The sequence below is a fragment of the Cytobacillus firmus genome, from assembly GCF_023715565.1.
Classification (GTDB): domain Bacteria; phylum Bacillota; class Bacilli; order Bacillales; family Cytobacillaceae; genus Cytobacillus; species Cytobacillus firmus_C.
The window spans coordinates 35,217-55,572 of record NZ_JAMBOJ010000002.1; the positions used below are offsets into that span (position 1 = coordinate 35,217).

Genomic DNA, 20,356 nt, shown 5'->3' on the forward strand with positions numbered 1-20,356 from the left:
GAGGGAGTGTTAACACATGGCAGTAAGCAATCCATACAAATCCTATCAGCAAAATTCAGTGAATACCGCCTCTCCTGGAGAGCTGACACTGATGCTGTATAACGGATGTCTTAAGTTTATTCATCAGGCGAAGAAAGCTATTGAAGAAAAGAATATAGAACTGAAAAATACCAATATCCAAAAGGCTCAATCTATTATTCAGGAGCTGATGGTTACGTTAAATATGGACATGGAAGTGTCTAAAAATATGATGTCCTTGTATGACTTCATGAATCGCAGATTAATGGAAGCGAATATTAAAAATGATGCTTCCATACTGGATGAGGTGGAAGGCCTTGTGACAGAGTTCCGGGATACGTGGAAGGAAGTCATACAGATGAACCGGCAGAAGCAGTTCTCGCAGGGCGGTACGGCTTAGTGAGTTCGGTACAAACCTTTTATGATGCCACACAAAAGCTAATAGCATTACTTGAAGATGCAGAGCTTGACCGTGATGTAAAAATCAGTCAAGTTGAAGGCTTGCTTGAAAACCGCGAGCAGGCAATGGCTCGCATGGCCCCTCCCTATTCAGACGCCGAAAAGGACTTGGGAGCGAGGCTCATCAGTCTTAATGCAAAAGTTACCCAGCTCATGACAAGGGAAAAGCTGTTTATCCAAAAAGACATTAAAGCCTTAAGCGTGAAAAAGGAATCAACCGGAAAATATGCTAATCCCTATCAATCCATGGCAACGGACGGCATGTTTTATGATAAAAGAAAATAGGTGACTAACATTGTTGACCCTGACCGAAGAGCAATACGTTTTTATAAAGGAATACAGCGATCTTTTATTTACCATCGATGAAGCATTTGATTATATCGTTAAGAGCTTTAGCGATTTCAGTAAAACAGAGGGGGAGCGGCTTCTTGGTGATATTTTTCAGGCGTTCCCTCAGGTTGCTTCAGCTCATGAACAGCTTAGCCAGTTTGTTCAAGGCAACGAGTCCTTTCTTAAAACTATCGCGGATATCAGTGCAGTAGCAGATCACGCTGAACAGTTTATTCAGAACTTCGATGATCTGCCGGTTAGACAGGAGATCATCTCGAAAAAGCTCTATCCTGCATTTGCAGAGTGGCATGAAAATATTCAGCAGGAGTTAAATCCATATATCCAATCCTGAATCGGATAGCCAGGAGGTGTTCATTTGGATATCCCATTAATGTCCATGGTCTTATCCCAAGGTCAGGTCCAGCAGCAGGCATCTATTTCAGTCATGAAAAAAGCAATGGACCAGGCAGCAGGAAATGCAGAATTCATCAATAAGATGATGAGCGGGTCTCAGATACAGGCCCTCCAGCATGCAGCCCAGCCTCATTTGGGCAGTAATATTGATATCAAAGGATAAGCAGCAATTATAGCTGCTTATTTTTTATACTTCATCAATTCGACAAATTTTCTCAATCTTTTTACCAGTTTCAGCAGGAGTAATTGGGGGTAAAATAGAAATATAAATATATAGTCTTAATATACTTTTAAGACTAGGTATTCTTTTACAGACGCTAAGGTTTTTGTAGGCGTTCTGAAGAAGTCGCCATTGTATAATGAGAAGGAGGAGTTCACGTATGAATTACAACATTCGTGGTGAAAACATTGAGGTAACTCCAGCAATTAGAGATTACGTAGAGAAGAAAATTGCGAAGTTAGAAAGGTATTTTACTGAAACTCCTAATGCAAATGTACATGTAAATTTAAAAACGTATAACAATAACCGTTCTAAAGTGGAAGTAACGATTCCGATGCCGAATCTGGTTCTTCGTGCAGAGGAAGATCATGATGATATGTATGCAGCGATTGATCTGATTACCGATAAATTGGAGCGTCAAATCCGCAAACATAAAACAAAAGTGAACCGGAAATTCCGCGAAAAAGGCAATCTGACTGCTGTGTTTGCAGCGTTGGAAAATGAAGCAGAGCCACCTGAACTGGATGAGGAGGATAACGATCTTGAAGTTGTCCGCCAAAAGAGCTTTGACTTGAAGCCGATGGACAGTGAAGAGGCAATCCTGCAGATGAACATGCTGGGCCACAGCTTCTACGTGTTCACAAATGCCGAGTCTAATTTAACAAATGTCGTGTACAAGCGTAAAGACGGCCGCTATGGTCTGATTGAAGCTCAATAATAAACGTGAAAACCCCGCTGCTGAGGCGGGGTTTTTGTTTGGTGCGGGTTCATTGTTGGGCTATTTGCAGGAATGGGCCTGCTATTTGCAAATTTGCCGTTTTATTTGCAGATATCAAGCTCTATTTGCGAAAATCTCTTTTCTATTTGCAGGTTTCCTCAGCCTATTTGCAGCGTTCACATCTTGTTCACCTAAAACGGCACTGCCAACCCCGCCTAAACCGTAAATTTCTCCAATTCCCTCTCCATCACACCAGTCATTTCCTTCAACTGCTCCACCTTCACCATAACCTGCTCAAATGCACGAAGCTGTTCTTCCGTAGAAGCGGAGATTTCCTCAGTCCCGGCAGCTGTTTCTTCGGTTACCGCCGAAATGTTTTCCACAGCACTAATGACCTGCTGGCTCATATCACTGGAGCTCTTCATATCTTCAACTAGTTTTTCCAAATGGCTGTGTATGCCGGATACATGTTCGGAGATGGTTTCAAAGACCAGTTCCGTCTCGCTCATCGACTGGGATTGCTCCTTTGAAAGAGCATGTCCCTGTTCAGTGGCATTGTAAATATGGCTGATTCCATTTTGGATATTGCTGACCATGGATGAGATCAGATCTGTTGCTTTGGAAGAGGAATCGGCAAGCTTCCGGACTTCTTCTGCCACAACGGCAAATCCTTTACCGGCCTCACCAGCTCGGGCTGCTTCAATTGCCGCATTTAAGGCCAGCAGATTTGTCTGGTCCGCAATATCTTTCACCGTGTTAGCTGCCCCTTCAATTTCCTTGGTGAACTGAGCAAATTCACTGACTGAACTTCGGATATGATTAGACGAACTGGAAATCTCGTCTGCAAGTTTCATTTGTTTTTCTAAAGACACCCGTCCTTGGTGAACAGATTCCAATGCCTGTGTGCTTTGCACAGCACTCTCGGCACTCGACTAATGGACCGCTGAAAATTGCTCACCCATCACGCTCATTAATTCGGCTGTTGCTTGCACATCTTCCGAGATGGCCTGGCTCCCTCTCGCTAATTCGTCCGTTGAAACAGCTACCTGGCTGCTGCTTTCATTTAAGCTGTGCATATAGGAAGCCACATCCCCGGCAAATCCTTTTACATTCTGGCTGACCTCTTCAATGGATTGCACGGTTCCTTTCAGGTTCACTACCATTTTCGAAAAAGCTTCCGTTAGTTTATCCACTTCATAGCGGCTGTTTTCTTTAAAGGAGAGCTGTGACAAATCTGCTGTTAAATCGCCCTCTGATATTTTCTCTGCTTTTTCCACTATCGCATTGATTGGCTTTGTAATTCCTCGGGCAGCCATCCATGAGAATACAGCTGATAATAGAATAAGCAGGAGGCTTCCTATGAGGGAAGAATTCGTGATAAAGGCGATTTTCTGGCTGGTTTCCTGAAGAATGCCTTCATACCATTCATTTGTGCGCTTCTTTAAAAGGTGCATATCATTTAATATGCCGGAAATCCGTATGCTCTGACGCTTGATTTCCGCTTTGTTTCCTTTGTTGAAGGCTTCAGTGGAAACTTTCGATAGCTCTGCATACTTTCCTTCAATACTGCCAATGATTTTTTTATGCTCAGAAACTGTGGCAACAGAAGTGAGTGAAGCCAGGTTTTCCTGAACTTCTGTCATCATGGTGAGTGCCTGGTCCTTGTTGGCGTCACTCGAATTGTAGGTGTAATTGGCAAGCGACTGGCTTGTCACCACGAGGCTTTGCTCCAAGTCCTTCACTTTCAGTAAAAGCTCTACATCATCTTTAGCGGAGCTTTGAATGTGTAATGTCTGGTATATGATAAAGCCAATCATGCTGACAGAGAGTGCGAGCGGGATCAGCGTGACAATTATAAGGCGTTTTCGTAAAGTCATCTTGGAAGCTCCTTTATTCAGCTTTTACTGTGATTTTTCCATTGATTATGTCTTCTGTTGCTTTTTTTAATGCAGCCTTCTGTTCCTCTGTTAAGGAAATGACGCGGATCTCAGAAAGGCTGACACCGTTTTCTGCCAGTCCCCATTCATAGGAGGAAGCTTCGATTTTTTCGTTTTCTGTCAATTCCTTCGCCAGGTTAAAGACAGCAATATCGATATTTTTGACCATCGATGTGGCAACGGCTTTTTCTGCAACAAAATATTGGTCTGAATCGACACCGCCGGCAAGCACGCCTTTTTCTTCGGCTTTCTTCAATGCGCCAAATCCGGTGAATCCGGCAGCAGGGTAAATAAAGTCAGCACCTGCAGCAATTTGTTTTTCAGCAATTTTCCCGCCAAGAGCGGCATCACCAAAATCTCCGGCGTATTCACTTAATACATCTATTTTAGGATTGAAATGCTTGGCTCCTTGCACAAATCCATTTTCAAAATGATGGATGACAGGCACATCAACACCGCCGATAAATGCGAGCTTGCCTGATTTGCTTGTCATGGCAGCGAGCATTCCGACAAGGAAGCTGCCTTCATGCTCCTTAAACGTAAGCGAGACGACATTATCAAGATCAGATGCAGCATCAATCAGCAGAAATTGCTTTTCGGGATATTTCTTCGCCGTTTTTTCAAGCGCTTCCTGTGCTGTGAAACCGAGTCCGATTATCAGATCATGATCTTCTTTGACCAGCTCTTCAATCGGTTTTTCAAAATTCCCGTCAGGCGCCTCTTTGTAATCAAACAGAATCCCAAGCTCATCACGGGCTTTTTTCAGACCCCGGAAGGCCGAGTCGTTAAAAGACTCATCTCCAAGTCCGGAATCTGATAAGAGAATGCCAATTTTATATTCTTTATGATTGTTTGTGCTTTGTTCAGAGGCAGAGCAGGCTGCCAAAAGTAAGCTGAACATCAGCAGGAAGGGTAATAGTTTTTTCAAGGTAAACCTCCATGTTGTTATATTTCGCCTTACATAATATCGGCAGAAAGGAGGAGGTTTTAAGTCTGAAGTCAGACCTCACGATGAAAAGTTGGCAAAATAAAAAAGCCTGCATTTGCACAGGCCTCAATATCATTCCTCCAGAACCTTATATTTTTCCTTTAATGACTCCGGAGCCATTTTGACCATTTGCTGAAGAACAAACGATGTAATCACAATATCATCCGTAAATCCGAAGATCGACAGGAGGTCGGGAACAAGGTCGAGCGGAAGAAGGATATATAGAAGACAGGCCGCAACAGGAAAGAGCTTCTTGCCTGCTGATACTTCCCTTGAAAGAAAGTAATCCTTCAGAAAGGGCAGGAACTTCCAAAACTTAAATACAAATTTTATACGTTTGAAAAACTTCATTTTGTTCACCTTTTCTAGTTCATTCACTGGATGGAAGCTGATAGATAGTATGTTTCAAGTATGCTTTTTTGTAAAGTGTTCAACTAGGTATGATTTTCCTCTTATTATAAATTTTTTTAGGCTATTAAATAATCGTGATTTTATCCAGGTCAGCACTTTTGACGCCTTCGTTGAAAATTAATCTTGTTTTAAATTGAAAAATCCGGTCAGGTGCAGAGCAGGGAATGTCTTCAGGCAGCTGGAAGTTAAAGTCCATTTTGTTCGTTTCTTCTGATTCGATGACTTTGGTGGACAGAATGGTCGCTGTCCCGATCACTTCCTCCTTCTCGTCCTCAGGCGATGTCATGACCAAATCACACTCAATCCGCTTAATCTGCTGTTCAATGGTTCCTCCTTCAATCAGGAAGATTCCGCTCACATTTTCCCCGGGTGTATATTGAAGCTTTGGCAGCTGCAGATCAATTTTCGCAGAGCCTATTCCAAGCATTGACATGTATTTTCGTAAAATCAACAAAGATCTCTCCTCTAATTTTATATAGGGGGAGCTGCTCGCTCACACCACAGTTTTGATGTTTCTTACTTTACGTGGAAAACACGATAAAGTTTCAAGAATTTTTCTCTCTTTACCTATTCCTCCATTTTATAAAGTAAAACGTGTCGTGGTGCGGGCTCGTATATAAAATGGGCCATTACCGCGGTGGTGAAGGCTCATAAATAAAGGGGCTGGGACAAAAGCATTTCGACCAAAGAAAAAAACGAACTATTATTCGAAATTCTGATTTAGAGTTTCGTAATAGTTCGTTTTTTTTATTTTTATTACTTTTTAAAATAGAAATCATTCGGCTTTAACAACGGACAATTTAGTTCTGTCCCAGCCTCTTGGTAACAATTGTTAAGGTTGCCAACAAAGCAGAGAGCATTTGCCCGCAATGACGACTCTGCTGTAAAGCAACTTTGCTTTAGGAGAATCTTATAGATAAAGCATTTTGAATCCTTACTTTTTTGTCAATATCCTTTTCTTACAGTGGAAAAACCTATAAACAAAACAATCAAAGATGCAGTGAACCCAATGAGGATACTGTTCGGTCCTTCGCTGAAAAATAAAAAGACCCATCCGGATAAAGTACCAGCCAGTACTGAGGCAGGCATGAGCATGCCTTTTTCCTTCCTGCTCCATAAAATATGCAACATAACCGGTAATGCTGCTGCAAAGAAAACTCCTGAAATGAAGAATAAATCCAGCAAAGATATGGAGAACAGGTAGGCCCAACTTGGAATGACCGCCACAAACAAAATCAGGATCCCCCACATATGCTTATTCAGCTTGAGGTCATTCCGGTCATACAGTACATAAAGTGAATGAATTTGTGATAAAAAGGTTTCAAAGAAGATAATCATGAGAATAAAAATGAGCAGAATCGAAATTGTGAAATACTCGTATCTCAGGAGAATCTTTTCGAAGACTGAGTAAAAGTTTTGAAAACCGCCTTTGTAAATGGCCGATAAAGCAATCATTGAAAACGAAAAAGGAATCGTGCTCCAGATAAGTCCAGTCATGCTGAGGCCGATCCGCAGTTTTTCTTTTTTGCTTTTTAAAAGCATATTCCACATCTTCAGATCCAGCAGCAGATGACCGAGCATGGCGAAGGTAAAAGCCGTCAGCAGCAAGGGGAGTATATCCCATTCCACATAAAGCAGGTACGGATGGTACAGCCGGATGCCATCATATACAACTTCAATTCCTTCCAGCATATATGCATGAACAAGAATCATGATCATAATTAAAAAAAGTATGCCGACCTTGAGCATGCTGAATCGGGAAAACCATTTCAACCTGGAAAATATCGCTATTAGAAACCCAAATGAAAAAAATAAACTCATTCCGACAGGAACTGGAGTGCCCAAAGGGAAGACAAGGATTCCCGCCGCAAAGCCCATGACCGTAAGTCCGAAAAAAATGGCCAGCAGAAGAACCCGCTTCATCCACTTTAAAGCAGGTTCAGACAATCGGCTTGCCATGATTCCGAGAAAAGATGAAGTTTCCTCTGAAGACCGTATCCGTGTAATGATTGGAATTAGGGCCAAAAAGGCAAGGGCACCGGCTGCTGAAAAGCTGACAGTCCCAATAAAGCCGTAACGCAAAAAAGCTTCCGGTGCTGTAAAAACGGCATTGCCTGAAGTCCATCTTGAAATAATGGCGATGCTCAGCAGCCCAAAGCCATATTGAACTGATTTGGATAGGTTTGTATTCATCAGTGCTGCTCCCTGTATTGCTTTGGTGTGATGTTTTCTTTTTTCTTAAATTGGCTTGAGAAGTAATGTAGACTGTTGAAGCCGGTTTTTTCAGCAATCTCTGAAATACTGTAATGGGTCGTGGACAGAAGATGTTTCGCTTTTTCCAGCCTGTAAACTGTCAGGTAGTCAATAAGAGAAGTGCCGACTTCCTCACTGAACCTGCGGCTTAAGTATGCTGGGCTTGCATGTACCTTCGCAGCAATATCCTGAAGGCCAACCCGCTGTTCATACGACTCATGTATTTGATTTAAAGCCTCGTTTACCATTTTGGAATATTCTTTTTGAAAAATAGGAGTGGAGAACTTTTTCAGTGTCTCTTTTAATTCTTCTTCAATAATCGGTTTGGTCAGGTATTCGGAAACCCCCAGCTGAATGGACTTTTTGGCAAAATCAAAGTCCTGGTGGGCTGATAAAATAATAATCTGCAGATGGGGATGGGTCTCCTTTAAGTCTTTTACCAGTTCAAGACCGGACTTTCCCGGCATCTCGATGTCCACGAAGGCGAGATGGAAGTAATGTTCTTTGCTGATGGCAAGAGCCTGGCTGCTGTCATAGGCAAAGTGGAAGTTCCATAATGGAAATGCCGGCTTTAAAATATATTCGAGCTGTTCAATTACGATTGGTTCATCATCGATGCATAAAACATTCATGCCTGTTCCTCCCCCAGCTGGAATTGGACTTTTGGAAGTGTTATTTTCACAGTTGCCCCGTCTTTTTCATTTTTAAATATGTCTAAATCAGAGGTTTGAAAAAGAAGATCAAGCCGCTTTTTGACGTTGGAAAGACCCTGTCCTTTAGATATCATGTCCTTAAATGAATTATCACCTATACCAAGGCCGTTATCCTCCACATATAAGGTGATGCAGCCTTCATGGCTGACAGCCTTAATGGAGAGGGAGAGCGGTCCCGTTTTTTTCTCCAGCCCGTGCTTGAATGAGTTTTCCACAATCGTCTGAAGAAGGTAAGGAGGCACATAGTGCTTCAATGCTTCCTCATCTATATCCTCCGCAATGGTGAGGCGGTTATGAAACCGCAGCTCCTGAATCTTCAGATAATATTTTGTGTACTCCCATTCCTTCTCTAATGGAATGAGCTGCTCCTTGATCTGGTATTTGAATTTTAAAAATAGGGACAGGGTTTCCATCGCTTTAATCAGTGTATCTATGCGGTTTAAACGGGCAAGACCGAGCATCAGGTTGATTGTATTGAATAAAAAATGGGGGTGGATTTGCTGGTTCAGCTGCATATATTTGCTTTCTTGCAGTGTGTTTTCAAGAACGACCTGCTGTTTCTCAAAGGAAAGCGTGTCTATTTGTTTCTCAAACGCCAGCACCATCATTAAAATAATCGCACCCGCCATCGGAACGAATATCGAAAAAATTGCAAACAATGAAAAGGTCTCGTAAGTAATTAACATGATCTTCACTGCCTTAAAAGAATTTCTAATAGTATAACATGTCAGATAACTGCTTAGTAAGGTAATTCGGGAAACGTAATAAAATAGCATTTGCAAATAGATCCGGGAATTTTGCAAATAGATTTAAGATTTTGCAAACAAGAAGAGTTTATTTGCAAATAGATTTACAAATAGAATCTTATTTCTGCAAATAGACACACTGAAGAAGAGTGAGTGGCTGAATTTAAGCTATTATTAAGCAAGAAAAATAGCAAACGCCGCAATTGGAACGCCAGGAAGCCTGCAAAAAGGCTGCAATCCAGCGGAAAACCATGAATGAGCCCCAACGCAAACTACAATAAAGAGCGAAGCCGCAAAGCTCCGCTCAAAAGGGGGTTACACAATATATTGAGATCAGCTCTAGGCTGGTACTCTAACAATTTAAGAGATTTGCTCCGCATAATGGCAGGCAGCCTGGTGTTCTTCTCCCAGACTCTTAAGTTCCGGATCTGTCTGTTTGCACAAATCGGTAGCCAGCGGACATCTCGTATGGAACCGGCAGCCGGAAGGTGGATCGATAGGTGACGGGACATCGCCCTTCAGGATGATCCGTTCTTTTTTCTTCTTCCGGTTTGGTTCCGGAATGGCTGACAGCAGTGCCTGTGTATAAGGATGGCACGGGTTGTCGAATAAGCTTTTCTTCTCAGCAATTTCAACCACTTTTCCCAGATACATCACGATAATCCGGTCAGAGATATGGCGCACAACCCCAAGGTCATGAGAGATAAATAGATAGGTTAAGCCGTATTCCTTCTGCAGTTTTTTTAATAGATTCAGAACCTGAGCCTGAACGGAAACATCAAGCGCAGATACGGCCTCATCACAAATGATCAGCTTTGGTTCTACCGCCAACGCACGGGCAATTCCGATTCGCTGGCGTTGGCCGCCGCTGAATTCGTGCGGATATCGATCAATATGTTCTTCCTTTAATCCGACCTGTTCTAAAAGTTCAACTGCCCGGCGCCTCCTGTCCACTTTCGGAACAACATTCAGGATCCCCATTGCTTCCTCAAGCGTCTGGCCAACCGACCTTCTTGGATTGAGAGATGCGAACGGATCCTGGAAAATGACCTGCAAGTCTTTGCGGATCGAACGCATCTCCCTTTTTGATTTAGACAGCAAATTCGTTCCCTGAAAGATCACCTCCCCGCCAGTCGGCTCATCCAGGCGCAAAATCGCACGCCCTGTGGTTGACTTTCCACAGCCGGATTCTCCGACAATGCTGACGGTTTCTCCTTCATAAATTGTAAAGTTCACGCCGTCAACCGCCTTTACATGATTGACAGTGCGGCCAAAAACGCCGCCTTTAATCGGGAAGTACTGCTGCAGGTCCTTGACATGAAGGATTTCCTTTTCTTTAGTTAGCGTGGCTGACATCTGCTGCGACCTCCTTTACTGCCGGTCCGTCCCATCTTTCCGAGTACATCCAGCAGCGTACTTTGTCATCGTTATCTATTAATAAGTCCGGTTCTTCCGTCCTGCACAAATCAGTGGCAAACGGGCATCTAGGCGCAAAGCTGCAGCCGGGGGGGAGGTTGTCCGGGCTTGGAACCGTGCCCGGAATGGCTTCCAATTCCTCGACATCCCTGTCGACAGCTGGAATACTTCTAAGCAGGCCTTGTGTATAAGGATGCTTAGGGTCTTCAAAAAGGGAATCCACATCTGTATGCTCAACAATTTTCCCGCAATACATTACAGCGACACGGTCACAGGTTTCGGAGACAACCCCCATATCATGCGTAATCATGATGACAGCCGTTCCTAGCTGTTCCTGCAGATTTTTTAAAAGGTCAAGGATTTGCGCCTGGATTGTTACATCCAAAGCTGTCGTCGGTTCATCAGCAATCAGCAGCTCTGGCTTGCATGCCAAAGCCATCGCAATCATGACACGCTGGCGCATCCCGCCGCTTAATTCATGAGGTTCCTGTTTGGCTCTTTTTTCGGGAGAAGGGATGCCGACTAGTCTAAGCATTTCCACTGCGTTTTGCCATGCTTCCTTCTTTGGAAGCTTTTGATGAATCCGGAAAGCTTCTGCAATCTGCTCTCCAACCGAATAGACAGGATTGAGTGAAGTCATCGGCTCTTGAAAAATCATCGAAATCTTGTTTCCGCGCATTTGCCGCATGCCTTCCTCTGTTTCTGAAAGCAGGTTTTTCCCTTTAAAATTGATTTCCCCGTCCACAATCTTTCCCGGAGGCTTTGCAATAAGCCGCATGATGGAGAGAGAGGTGATGCTCTTGCCGCTCCCAGATTCTCCAACAATGCCGAGCGTTTCTCCTCTTTTTACATTAAAGTCAACACCGTCAACTGCTCTAATGACTTTTTTGCCGGAGAAGAAATGAGTTTTTAAGCTTTTCACTTCCAGTATCGTTTCTTTATGTTCAGTTCCCATATTTCTTGCTCCTCTCAATCGGGGATGGTTTTAGTTCAGTTCAACACGTTTATTCAGGAATCGGTAGGACAGGTCAACAAGCAGGTTGACGATGACAAACAGCACAGATACGAATAAAATGGATCCCTGCACAAGCGGCAGGTCGCGCATCCGGATGGCATCAATAATCAATCGTCCGACTCCATTGATGGCAAAGACAGACTCTGTTAAAACGGTTCCGCCGAGAAGGGCTCCAAACTGCAGTCCGACAACTGTAATAACTGGAATCAGTGCATTTTTTAAGGCGTGCTTATAAATGATCAGTCGTTGACGGACACCCTTTGCCTTGGCAGTGCGGATATAGTCCTGGCGGATAACCTCAAGCATGCTTGCGCGGGTCATTCGGGCCACAATGGCTGCACCGCCTGTTCCGAGTGTAATAGCCGGGAGGATGATATGGCTGAAGGTCCCCCAGCCGGCAACAGGGAACCACTGTAGTTCCACTGAAAAGTAAATGATCAGCATAAGGCCGAGCCAGAAGTTCGGCAGGGATACGCCAAGAAGGGCAACCATCATTAAGGCAACATCTGTGAAACTGTTTTGCTTTGTTGCAGCTATAATTCCGATTAGAACACCTAGAACCACTGTAATCACAATACTCCAGAAGGCCAATTCAAGTGTGATGGGCAAACGGACGAGTATTTCGTCCAGAACAGGGCGGCTTGTCCGGATGGATTCGCCAAAATCCCCTTTTACAACATCCCCAACATAACTGAAGTATTGCAGGGCGAGGGGCTGATCAAGCCCGAGGTCATGCCGGATTGCCTCTACTTGCTCATCAGTTGCTCCTTCCCCAGCTACCAGAACAGCGGGATCGCCGGGAACCATTTGCATGATGAGAAAAACCATAAGGGTAACGCCCAGCAGAACCGGGATGATTTGAATGAGCCTGCGCATTAGAAAAATAAACATGGTAGTACCTCCTTAGTTTTTCATTCGCGGATCCAGTGCATCGCGGAGTCCGTCACCAAATAGGTTAAAGCCCAGAACGATCAGGGCGATGGCAATGCCCGGGAAAAGTGCGATATGCGGTGCTGTGAACAGGAAGTCACGGCCATCGCTCAGCATGGCTCCCCATTCTGGAGTTGGCGGCTGTGCTCCCATTCCCAGGAAGGAAAGTCCGGCAACTGATAAAATCGATGTAGCCAGACGCAATGTTCCCTGTACGATGATCGGACTCAAAATATTAGGCAGAATATGAACAAAAATAATTTTCAGATCGCTTGCTCCTAAAACTCGTATGGCATCGATGTATTCCATTTTCTTAACACTTAAGGTTGAGCCGCGGACAATGCGGGCAAAAGTAGGGATTGAAAAAACACCGACAGCAATCATGACATTAATGAGGCTTGGTCCGAGTGCACTGACAATGGCTAATGCAAGCAGCAATCCAGGGAATGCAAGCAGTACATCAATGAAACGCATGATAATCGTATCCACCAAGCCACCGTAGTAGCCGGAGATTATTCCCAGGACAATTCCGAATAATGCCCCGATAAAGACTGATACAAAGCCAACTGCCAGGGAAAGCTGTGAACCGTACAAGATACGGCTGAAAATATCCCGCCCTTTATCATCAGTCCCCATAATATGGTCAGCTGATGGAGACTGCAGTTTGTTCACAAGGTCAATTTCGAATGGATCATAAGGCGAGATAAGTGGTGCAAGGACAGCGAGAATAATGTAAATAAGAACAATGCTGCCGCCCACCAGCGACATTTTGTTTTTGATAAGGGCTTTTGCCAGGTCGGCTCCCTTGGCCTTCCTTTTAGATACAGGCACTGGAGCTTTGGCTGTTTCTTGAGGATTAGCAAATGTGCTCATGATTTTGTTCCCCCCATGTCTCTTATTGGTTGAGACCTAATTTATCAAAAATATTAACTATTTTGTCTGAATTTTATGATAAAGTAAAAAATTCGCAAAAACATGACAAAATATCGAAAACATTGGCTAATTATTTTTCCTATAATGGATTCAACCTTAACAAATGAGCTGATTTAGGCAGATTCATTGTAGAACCATCGTAGAACTACATATTCAAACATACTAGGGGGTGAAGGGATGGAACATAGAATTGAAAAGCTAAGAAGGAAAATGTCGGAAAATGGCTGGAAGGGTGTTTTTATATACTCTCCTGAGAACAGATACTACTTTTCCGGATACAAAGGATCTGCAGGTGCTCTGTTAATAGAAGAGAATTCTCAGAAGCTATTCACAGATTTCCGCTATGTGGATCAGGCGAAAGATCAGGCACCCGATTTCGATGTGATCCAGCATCAGCAAAACCTGATCGAAATGGTTTGTAATTCCGCAATTAAAAATGGAACACTCGCCCTTGAACTTGGAGATGTCCCAGCATCAGTTTATCTGGAAATTCAAACAAGGCTGCCGGAAGTTGAGCTTGTTGATGTTACATCTGAAACAAATGAAATCCGCATGATTAAAGATGAAGCAGAAATTGAAAACATGAGGCGAGGGATTGAGATATGTGATCAGGCTTTCACGCACATTTTGGATTTCATCCGTCCAGGCATAACTGAAAAGGATATCGGACTGGAACTGGAAATTTTCATGAAAACGCAGGGTGCCGAACGCATTAAGCCCAATCATGTGATTGCATCAGGTCCGCGTTCCTGTCTTCCCCATGGACAGGCTACAGACCGGATGGTCGAGGTCGGGGAGTTTGTCAAAATGGATTACGGCGCCATTGTAAACGGCTATTTCTCTGATTTTACGAGGACCGTTGTTGTGGGAGAACCGTCTGAAAAGCAGGAGGAGATATACAATATCGTCCGCCGGGCGCAGGAGGAATCCTTGAAGGCAATCGGTCCCGGAAAAACGTGCAGAGAGCTTGATGAAATCGGACGCGGCATTATCCGTGAAGCAGGATATGGCGATAACTTTGGACACAGCCTCGGACATTCCTTGGGCTTGGCCATCCATGAACAGCCTGCCATGAGAGCGACAGATGAGACCGTTCTTCAGGAAGGGATGGTCATCACTGTAGAACCGGGGATTTATATTCCCGGGTTTGGCGGAGTCAGGATAGAAGATTTGGTTGTGATTACGAAAGATGGTCATGTGAATTTCACCAAATCAACGAAAGACCTGCAAGTGATATCATATTAAACAGGGGGTAAGGGAAAATGAAAATGAGAAGTTTTTGGCTGGGAATAGCAGCCCTGATTTTATTATTAGCCGGATGTTCTGGAGGCAGCGACCCCGGAAGCCTGGAAGCTTCCAGCGGTGATTCTAATGCTTCAAATAAAGACCTGGTTATTGCTGTCCTGTCAGATGCGACTAAATTGGATCCTCATCTTGGCACAGATATTCCATCAGCGAATGTGTATCACGGAAAAATTTACGAAGGTCTTGTGCAGCAGGATGAGAATATGGAAATCCAGCCTGCTCTTGCTACAGAATGGAAGCAGCTTGACGATCTAACATGGGAATTCAAACTTCGCGAAGGCGTAAAGTTCCATGATGGAACTGATTTTACTGCACAAGCTGTTCAGAAAACAATCGAACGTGTTCTTTCAGAAGAAACGGCTTCACCGCGTTCAAACCTATTTGAAATGATAAAAGAGGTAAAAGCAGTTGATGATCACACGGTTCAATTGATTACAGAATACCCGTATGCGCCATTATTGGCCAACCTTGCTCATTATGCAGCCGGCATCCTTAGCCCAGCTGCCATTGAGTCAGGAGAAAGCCTTGGTCAAAATCCGGTTGGAACCGGCCCATACAAGCTTGGCGAGTGGAAGCCAGGACAGGAAATCAAATTGACTGCATTCGAAGATTACTGGGGCGATAAACCTTCAATGGAAACTGTCACATATAAGGTGGTTCCGGAAGATTCTACCCGTATTGCCATGGTTGAAACAGGGGAAGCGCATATTGCGGAGCCTGTGCCAGTAACAGAAGTAGAGCGCATTGAAAACAGCAATAGCATGGAGCTTGTGCGCAGTGATGCGTTAGGTGTTGATTACATCGGATTTAACATTGGGAAAGAACCATTCAATAATGTAAAAGTACGCCAGGCCATCAGCTATGCGATTGATACAGAAGCGATTGTAAAAGGTGTTTATAACAATGTGGGTACAGTGGCAACAGCGCCGATGGGACCTGCCATCTGGGGTCATAACCCTGATCTTGAAGGTTATAAATATAACCTTGAAAAAGCGAAGAAGCTTTTAGCAGAAGCCGGTTACCCGGAAGGCTTCAAAACAACCATCTGGACTAATGACAATAAAGCCCGTATGGACGTAGCGGAAGTTGTTCAGTCTCAATTAAAAGGCATTGGAATAGAAGTAGAAACAAAAGTAGTGGAGTGGGGCGCTTACCTTGAAGGTACAGCAAAAGGTGACCACGATATGTTTATCCTTGGGTGGTCTAATATGACTGGAGATGCGGACTACAACCAGTACTTCCTGTTCCACAGTGATGCACGAGGAAACCCTGGAAATCGTTCTTTCTACAGCAACCCGAAAGTGGATGAGCTGATTGACAAAGGACGACAGGAAACAGATGAGCAAAAACGTCTTGAGATCTATGCAGAAGCTCAGAAAATTGAAATGGAAGAAGCACCTATCGTCTTCCTTCGCAATGATGAAGACCTTGCTGTTATCGGCAGCAAGGTGAAAGGCTTCTGGATGCATCCATCAGGATTGTACATGCTTGAAAAGGTAACGGTTGAATAAGGCTTTAATCAAAAATAGGAGCTGTAGCCCTTAGGGTACGGCTCCTTTCATCGCAAGTATTTCTAAATCCGAAGGTTTTTATCAAATTAAAACGTTCATAGTTTAATAATTTGCTATAATCAAAACTAAACAATAATTCCAGAGGTGAACTCCATGAATTTCGATTTCCAACACCATCCCTACCCATCCCAGCGAACGACCGTCATGGCAAACAACGGCATGGTCGCAACGTCCCAGCCGCTTGCGGCACAGGCTGGATTAGATATCATGAAAAAAGGCGGAAATGCCATTGATGCCGCAATCGCCACAGCGGCAGCATTAACGGTGGTTGAACCGACATCCAACGGAATCGGCGGCGACGCATTTGCCCTCGTCTGGACGAAGGGAGAACTGCATGGTTTGAATGCAAGCGGCCCTGCACCAAAGTCCATTTCAATAGAAGCTCTAAAGGAAAGGGGCTACGAGAAAATGCCGACACACGGCTGGATGCCTGTCACGGTGCCGGGTGCTCCATCCGCATGGGCTGAGCTTTCCAAGCGGTTCGGCAGGCTTTCGTTAAAAGAAGTCCTTCAGCCCGCAATCGAGTATGCGGAAAAAGGGTATCCTTTAACACCGATCCTCGGCAAGTACTGGCAGTATGCGTATAAAAAGTTCAAACAAATCCTGACGGAAGATGATTTCCAGCATTGGTTTGAAACCTTTGCTCCGGACGGACGGGCTCCTGAAATTGGCGAGGTCTGGCGGTCTGAAGGCCATGCAGCCACTTTAAGAGCCATTGGCGAAACAGACAGCGAAAGCTTTTACCGCGGGGAGATCGCTGAAAAAATTGATGCTTTTTCAAAAAAATACAATGCCTTCTTATCAAAAGAAGACCTTGCTGATTACAAGGCGGAATGGGTAGCTCCCATCAAAGTGAACTATCGAGGCTATGATGTTTGGGAAATCCCGCCGAACGGCCAGGGGCTTGTAGCTCTCTTAGGGTTAAACATTGCCAAAGGCTATGAATTTGGTGATAAAGATACGGTTGATACATACCACAAACAAATTGAAGCGATGAAGTTAGCTTTCACAGATGGCAAGGCATTTATTACGGATGCTGCGGAAATGAAAGTGACTGTTGAAGAACTGCTCTCGGAGGAGTACGGCAAATCCCGCCGCAGCGAAATTGGTGAGGAAGCCGTAACACCTGAGCCATACGAGCCGCCGCGCGGGGGGACTGTTTATTTGGCGACAGCCGACAGCGATGGGAATATGGTTTCCTTCATCCAAAGCAATTATATGGGATTCGGCTCAGGGCTTGTAGTTCCTGGAACGGGAATTGCCCTTCAGAATCGCGGACATGACTTCTCTTTGAACCCGGAACACCACAATGCACTGAAGCCGGGCAAGAAAACATATCACACGATTATCCCTGGATTCCTGACAAAAGACGGCGAAGCGGTTGGACCGTTCGGTGTAATGGGCGGCTATATGCAGCCGCAGGGTCATATGCAGGTGGTCATGAATACAGTGGATTTCCACTTGAACCCGCAGGCTGCTCTCGATGCGCCAAGATGGCAGTGGATTGAAGGGAAAAAGGTCCAGGTGGAGCCCCATTTCCCTAATCACATTGCCCAGGCTTTGGTGCGCAAAGGACATCAAATTGAGGTAACCGTTGATACAGGCGGATTCGGCCGCGGCCAAATTATCTGGCGTGACCCGAAAACAGGCGTTCTTATGGGAGGAACCGAAGCGCGAACAGACGGATCAATCGCAGCCTGGTAATAAAAAGTGAGGAAGCAGAACGCATATAAGAGTAAAATAACCATATAAAAGGTATAGGGGAGCGGACCACACAAAAGCCGCTCCTTCATCTGCTTTTCCGGAGATGGAGGCAGTGTTACCTAACTGGTCTAGTAGTGGTATAGGTACCTGGTACCGATGATAAAAACAACGAAAAGAGGTGGAGGCATCATGAAGCAGCTTGACATCTTTATGGCTTTTTTTAGGGTAGGCATCCTTGGCTATGGCGGCGGCCCGTCGTCAATTCCGCTTGTCCATAAAGAGGTTGTTGATAAATATAAATGGATGGATACAGATGAATTCGGCGATGTGCTGGCGCTCGGGAATGCACTCCCAGGTCCGATTGCCACAAAAATGGCCGGTTATATCGGCTATCGTGTTGGCGGTATTCTTGGCATGGTCACTGCACTTGCAGCAACAATGGTACCAACAATTGTCCTTATGATTATTCTTCTTACCGCATTGAATACATTCAAAGACCAGCCATGGGTAGCAGGCATGACAAAGGCGGTCGTTCCGGTTGTGGCCGTGATGCTGGCAACACTTACTTGGGATTTTATTAAAAAGTCCTCGAAGTCATCTCTTGGCTGGGGCTGGACACTCCTTTTTACCGCCGTAAGCTTAGTTCTTCTTGAATTCGTTAATATTCATCCTGCGATTATCATTTTTGTTTTGCTGATAGCGGCTCTCCTGAAAAAAGATAAAGCGGATAAAAATGAAGCCAAAAAGGAGAGGAATCTCGCATGATTTACGTTCAGATTTTCTTGGCATTCTTCATTCCGGGGATTCTTGGATATGGCGGGGGACCGGCATCCATTCCGCTGGTTGAGAATGAAGTGGTCGACAATTATGAGTGGCTCACCACAAATGAATTCAGTGAAATGCTGGCAATGGGCAATGCACTGCCTGGTCCGATTGCGACAAAAATGGCCGGTTATATCGGATATGAACAGGGCGGAATCCTCGGGGCGATCGTGGGGGTATTTGCCACTGTAGCTCCATCCCTGGTCCTGATGATTACCCTGCTCGGACTTCTTATGAAATATAAAGAATCTCCGCGCGTCAAACGAATGACTACTTATATCCGGCCGGTTATCGCAGTACTGCTTGGCATCATGACGTACGATTTTTTATTTTCAGCATACGAAGGCGCCGGCATCTGGCAAACACTTTTCATCGGGCTTATTAGCTTCTTCCTCATGGAAAGGCTTAAAGTCCATCCGGCCTATGTGATTGCTGGAGCGCTCGTCTACGGAGGACTTGTTTTAGGATAGAGGAGGGTTTTTATGACATTTTCCATCATAGGATACGATCCGAAGGAAAAAGAGTGGGGAATCGCGGTTCAGTCGAAATTTCTCGGGGTTGGTGCAGTAGTGCCCTTTGCAAAGGCTGGTATTGGGGCAGTTGCGACTCAGTCATACGCCAATACTTCATATGGACCCCGTGCGCTGCAATTAATGGAAGAAGGTAAAACGGCTGAGGAAGCACTGCAAATCATAACTAAAGATGATCCGGAACAAGAGCTCCGCCAGGTCGGACTGATTGATAGCATGGCAAACCCGGCAACGTTCACAGGGGAAGGCTGCTATGATTGGGCTGGAGGCATAACCGGACATCATTTTGCCGCTCAGGGCAATATCCTTGTGGATGAAAAAACGGTTGAAGCAATGGGCCAGACGTTTATCTCAACAGATGGTACTCTGGCTGAGCGCCTGCTCGCTGCTCTAAATGCTGGACAGGAAGCCGGAGGTGACAGCCGGGGACAGCAATCCGCAGCCCTTCTTGTAGTGAAAGAAGCTGGCGGATACGGAGGATTTAACGACCGCTACATAGACTTAAGGGTCGACGACCATCCCGAACCAATTACCGAGCTCATTCGGATTTATCATCTGCAACAGCTCTATTTCGCACCTTCAAAGGCTGAACGAGTTGCTTCCATTGATGGTGAGATAAAAGAGGAGCTTATCCGGGAATTAACTCGGCTCGATTATTTAAAGACTGGTCAGGATGAAGAACAGCTATTGAAAGCATTATCTGCCTTTATTCATACCGAAAACTTTGAAGCCCGCGAGCAGGAAGCGGGGAAGATTGATTTGGATGTGTTGGCGTATATGAAAAAACTTTGAAACGGAGAGGGAGCTCTTCGTTTTTTCTTTTGGTTCAGATTAGGTGGAATTTTAGCTTCCTTAACCTGCCAAGTATTTAAATCCACTGAAATAATGCCTTATTTCCCGATAAATGTTAGGATAGAATAGTT

General features: G+C 44.7%; 23 protein-coding genes. 11 read left to right on the forward strand and 12 right to left on the reverse strand.

Going from position 1 to position 20,356, the window contains the following annotated elements; translation table 11 throughout:
• Positions 1 to 16: 16 nt before the first annotated feature.
• The 5 genes from fliS to hpf all read left to right on the forward strand — a co-directional run bounded on the left by fliS (position 17) and on the right by hpf (position 2,159).
• Complete coding sequence (gene fliS, locus M3205_RS01010) at positions 17 to 418, forward strand: flagellar export chaperone FliS (RefSeq protein WP_159863809.1); 402 nt, start codon at positions 17 to 19, stop codon at positions 416 to 418.
• A complete protein-coding gene (locus M3205_RS01015) occupies positions 358 to 762 on the forward strand; it encodes a flagellar protein FliT (RefSeq protein WP_251168219.1) in 405 nt (134 codons plus the stop codon). The genes fliS and M3205_RS01015 overlap by 61 nt, the downstream gene beginning before the upstream one ends.
• A 10-nt stretch (positions 763 to 772) precedes the next feature.
• Complete coding sequence (locus tag M3205_RS01020) at positions 773 to 1,159, forward strand: hypothetical protein (protein WP_159863805.1); 387 nt, start codon at positions 773 to 775, stop codon at positions 1,157 to 1,159.
• Positions 1,160 to 1,183: 24 nt separating this feature from the next.
• Positions 1,184 to 1,384 (forward strand): YjfB family protein, encoded by a 201-nt coding sequence (locus M3205_RS01025; protein ID WP_201306518.1) that lies wholly within the window; start codon positions 1,184 to 1,186, stop codon positions 1,382 to 1,384.
• Between the two features lie 217 nt (positions 1,385 to 1,601).
• Complete coding sequence (gene hpf, locus M3205_RS01030; RefSeq protein WP_159863803.1) at positions 1,602 to 2,159, forward strand: ribosome hibernation-promoting factor, HPF/YfiA family; 558 nt, start codon at positions 1,602 to 1,604, stop codon at positions 2,157 to 2,159.
• Positions 2,160 to 2,374: 215 nt separating this feature from the next.
• Here the strand turns inward: hpf and M3205_RS01035 are convergent, their stop codons facing one another.
• The 12 genes from M3205_RS01035 to nikC form a co-directional block, all read right to left on the reverse strand.
• Positions 2,375 to 3,013, reverse strand: a complete 639-nt coding sequence (locus M3205_RS01035; RefSeq protein ID WP_251168220.1) for a methyl-accepting chemotaxis protein — start codon at positions 3,011 to 3,013, stop codon at positions 2,375 to 2,377.
• Between the two features lie 78 nt (positions 3,014 to 3,091).
• Entirely contained in the window at positions 3,092 to 4,036 is a 945-nt protein-coding gene (locus tag M3205_RS01040) for a HAMP domain-containing protein (protein WP_251168221.1), read from the reverse strand.
• A 13-nt stretch (positions 4,037 to 4,049) separates the two neighbouring features.
• Positions 4,050 to 5,024, reverse strand: coding sequence for a BMP family lipoprotein (locus M3205_RS01045; protein WP_159863799.1), 975 nt, complete (start codon positions 5,022 to 5,024; stop codon positions 4,050 to 4,052).
• Between the two features lie 132 nt (positions 5,025 to 5,156).
• Positions 5,157 to 5,435: a DUF1232 domain-containing protein gene (locus M3205_RS01050; protein WP_159863797.1), complete on the reverse strand. Its 279-nt coding sequence runs from the start codon at positions 5,433 to 5,435 to the stop codon at positions 5,157 to 5,159.
• Positions 5,436 to 5,559: 124 nt separating this feature from the next.
• Positions 5,560 to 5,946, reverse strand: coding sequence for a sporulation protein (locus M3205_RS01055; protein WP_159863795.1), 387 nt, complete (start codon positions 5,944 to 5,946; stop codon positions 5,560 to 5,562).
• Between the two features lie 494 nt (positions 5,947 to 6,440).
• Complete coding sequence (locus M3205_RS01060; protein WP_251168222.1) at positions 6,441 to 7,688, reverse strand: hypothetical protein; 1,248 nt, start codon at positions 7,686 to 7,688, stop codon at positions 6,441 to 6,443.
• Positions 7,688 to 8,380, reverse strand: coding sequence for a response regulator transcription factor (locus tag M3205_RS01065; RefSeq protein ID WP_251168223.1), 693 nt, complete (start codon positions 8,378 to 8,380; stop codon positions 7,688 to 7,690). The genes M3205_RS01060 and M3205_RS01065 overlap by 1 nt, the downstream gene beginning before the upstream one ends.
• Positions 8,377 to 9,147 (reverse strand): sensor histidine kinase, encoded by a 771-nt coding sequence (locus M3205_RS01070; RefSeq protein ID WP_251168224.1) that lies wholly within the window; start codon positions 9,145 to 9,147, stop codon positions 8,377 to 8,379. Before M3205_RS01070 ends, M3205_RS01065 begins: the two co-directional genes overlap by 4 nt.
• A 420-nt stretch (positions 9,148 to 9,567) precedes the next feature.
• Positions 9,568 to 10,563 (reverse strand): ABC transporter ATP-binding protein, encoded by a 996-nt coding sequence (locus M3205_RS01075; RefSeq protein ID WP_251168225.1) that lies wholly within the window; start codon positions 10,561 to 10,563, stop codon positions 9,568 to 9,570.
• Positions 10,544 to 11,578: an ABC transporter ATP-binding protein gene (locus tag M3205_RS01080; protein WP_251168226.1), complete on the reverse strand. Its 1,035-nt coding sequence runs from the start codon at positions 11,576 to 11,578 to the stop codon at positions 10,544 to 10,546. The genes M3205_RS01075 and M3205_RS01080 overlap by 20 nt, the downstream gene beginning before the upstream one ends.
• 30 nt (positions 11,579 to 11,608) lie before the next feature.
• Positions 11,609 to 12,529 (reverse strand): nickel ABC transporter permease, encoded by a 921-nt coding sequence (nikB, locus tag M3205_RS01085; protein WP_251168227.1) that lies wholly within the window; start codon positions 12,527 to 12,529, stop codon positions 11,609 to 11,611.
• Between the two features lie 12 nt (positions 12,530 to 12,541).
• Positions 12,542 to 13,441 (reverse strand): nickel transporter permease, encoded by a 900-nt coding sequence (gene nikC, locus M3205_RS01090; RefSeq protein ID WP_251168228.1) that lies wholly within the window; start codon positions 13,439 to 13,441, stop codon positions 12,542 to 12,544.
• Between the two features lie 237 nt (positions 13,442 to 13,678).
• On the opposite strand from nikC, the gene M3205_RS01095 reads away from it, so the two are divergent.
• The 6 genes from M3205_RS01095 to M3205_RS01120 all read left to right on the forward strand — a co-directional run bounded on the left by M3205_RS01095 (position 13,679) and on the right by M3205_RS01120 (position 20,225).
• Entirely contained in the window at positions 13,679 to 14,746 is a 1,068-nt protein-coding gene (locus M3205_RS01095; protein ID WP_251168229.1) for a M24 family metallopeptidase, read from the forward strand.
• A gap of 17 nt (positions 14,747 to 14,763) precedes the next feature.
• Positions 14,764 to 16,317, forward strand: a complete 1,554-nt coding sequence (locus tag M3205_RS01100) for a glutathione ABC transporter substrate-binding protein (protein WP_251168230.1) — start codon at positions 14,764 to 14,766, stop codon at positions 16,315 to 16,317.
• 153 nt (positions 16,318 to 16,470) lie between these two features.
• Positions 16,471 to 18,081, forward strand: coding sequence for a gamma-glutamyltransferase family protein (locus M3205_RS01105; protein ID WP_251168231.1), 1,611 nt, complete (start codon positions 16,471 to 16,473; stop codon positions 18,079 to 18,081).
• Between the two features lie 189 nt (positions 18,082 to 18,270).
• A complete protein-coding gene (locus tag M3205_RS01110) occupies positions 18,271 to 18,846 on the forward strand; it encodes a chromate transporter (RefSeq protein ID WP_251168232.1) in 576 nt (191 codons plus the stop codon).
• The gene (locus M3205_RS01115; RefSeq protein WP_251168233.1) at positions 18,843 to 19,373 is read left to right on the forward strand and encodes a chromate transporter; all 531 of its coding nucleotides are present in this window, start codon (positions 18,843 to 18,845) and stop codon (positions 19,371 to 19,373) included. Before M3205_RS01110 ends, M3205_RS01115 begins: the two co-directional genes overlap by 4 nt.
• 12 nt (positions 19,374 to 19,385) lie before the next feature.
• The gene (locus M3205_RS01120) at positions 19,386 to 20,225 is read left to right on the forward strand and encodes a DUF1028 domain-containing protein (protein WP_251168234.1); all 840 of its coding nucleotides are present in this window, start codon (positions 19,386 to 19,388) and stop codon (positions 20,223 to 20,225) included.
• The last annotated feature ends 131 nt before the right edge of the window (positions 20,226 to 20,356 follow it).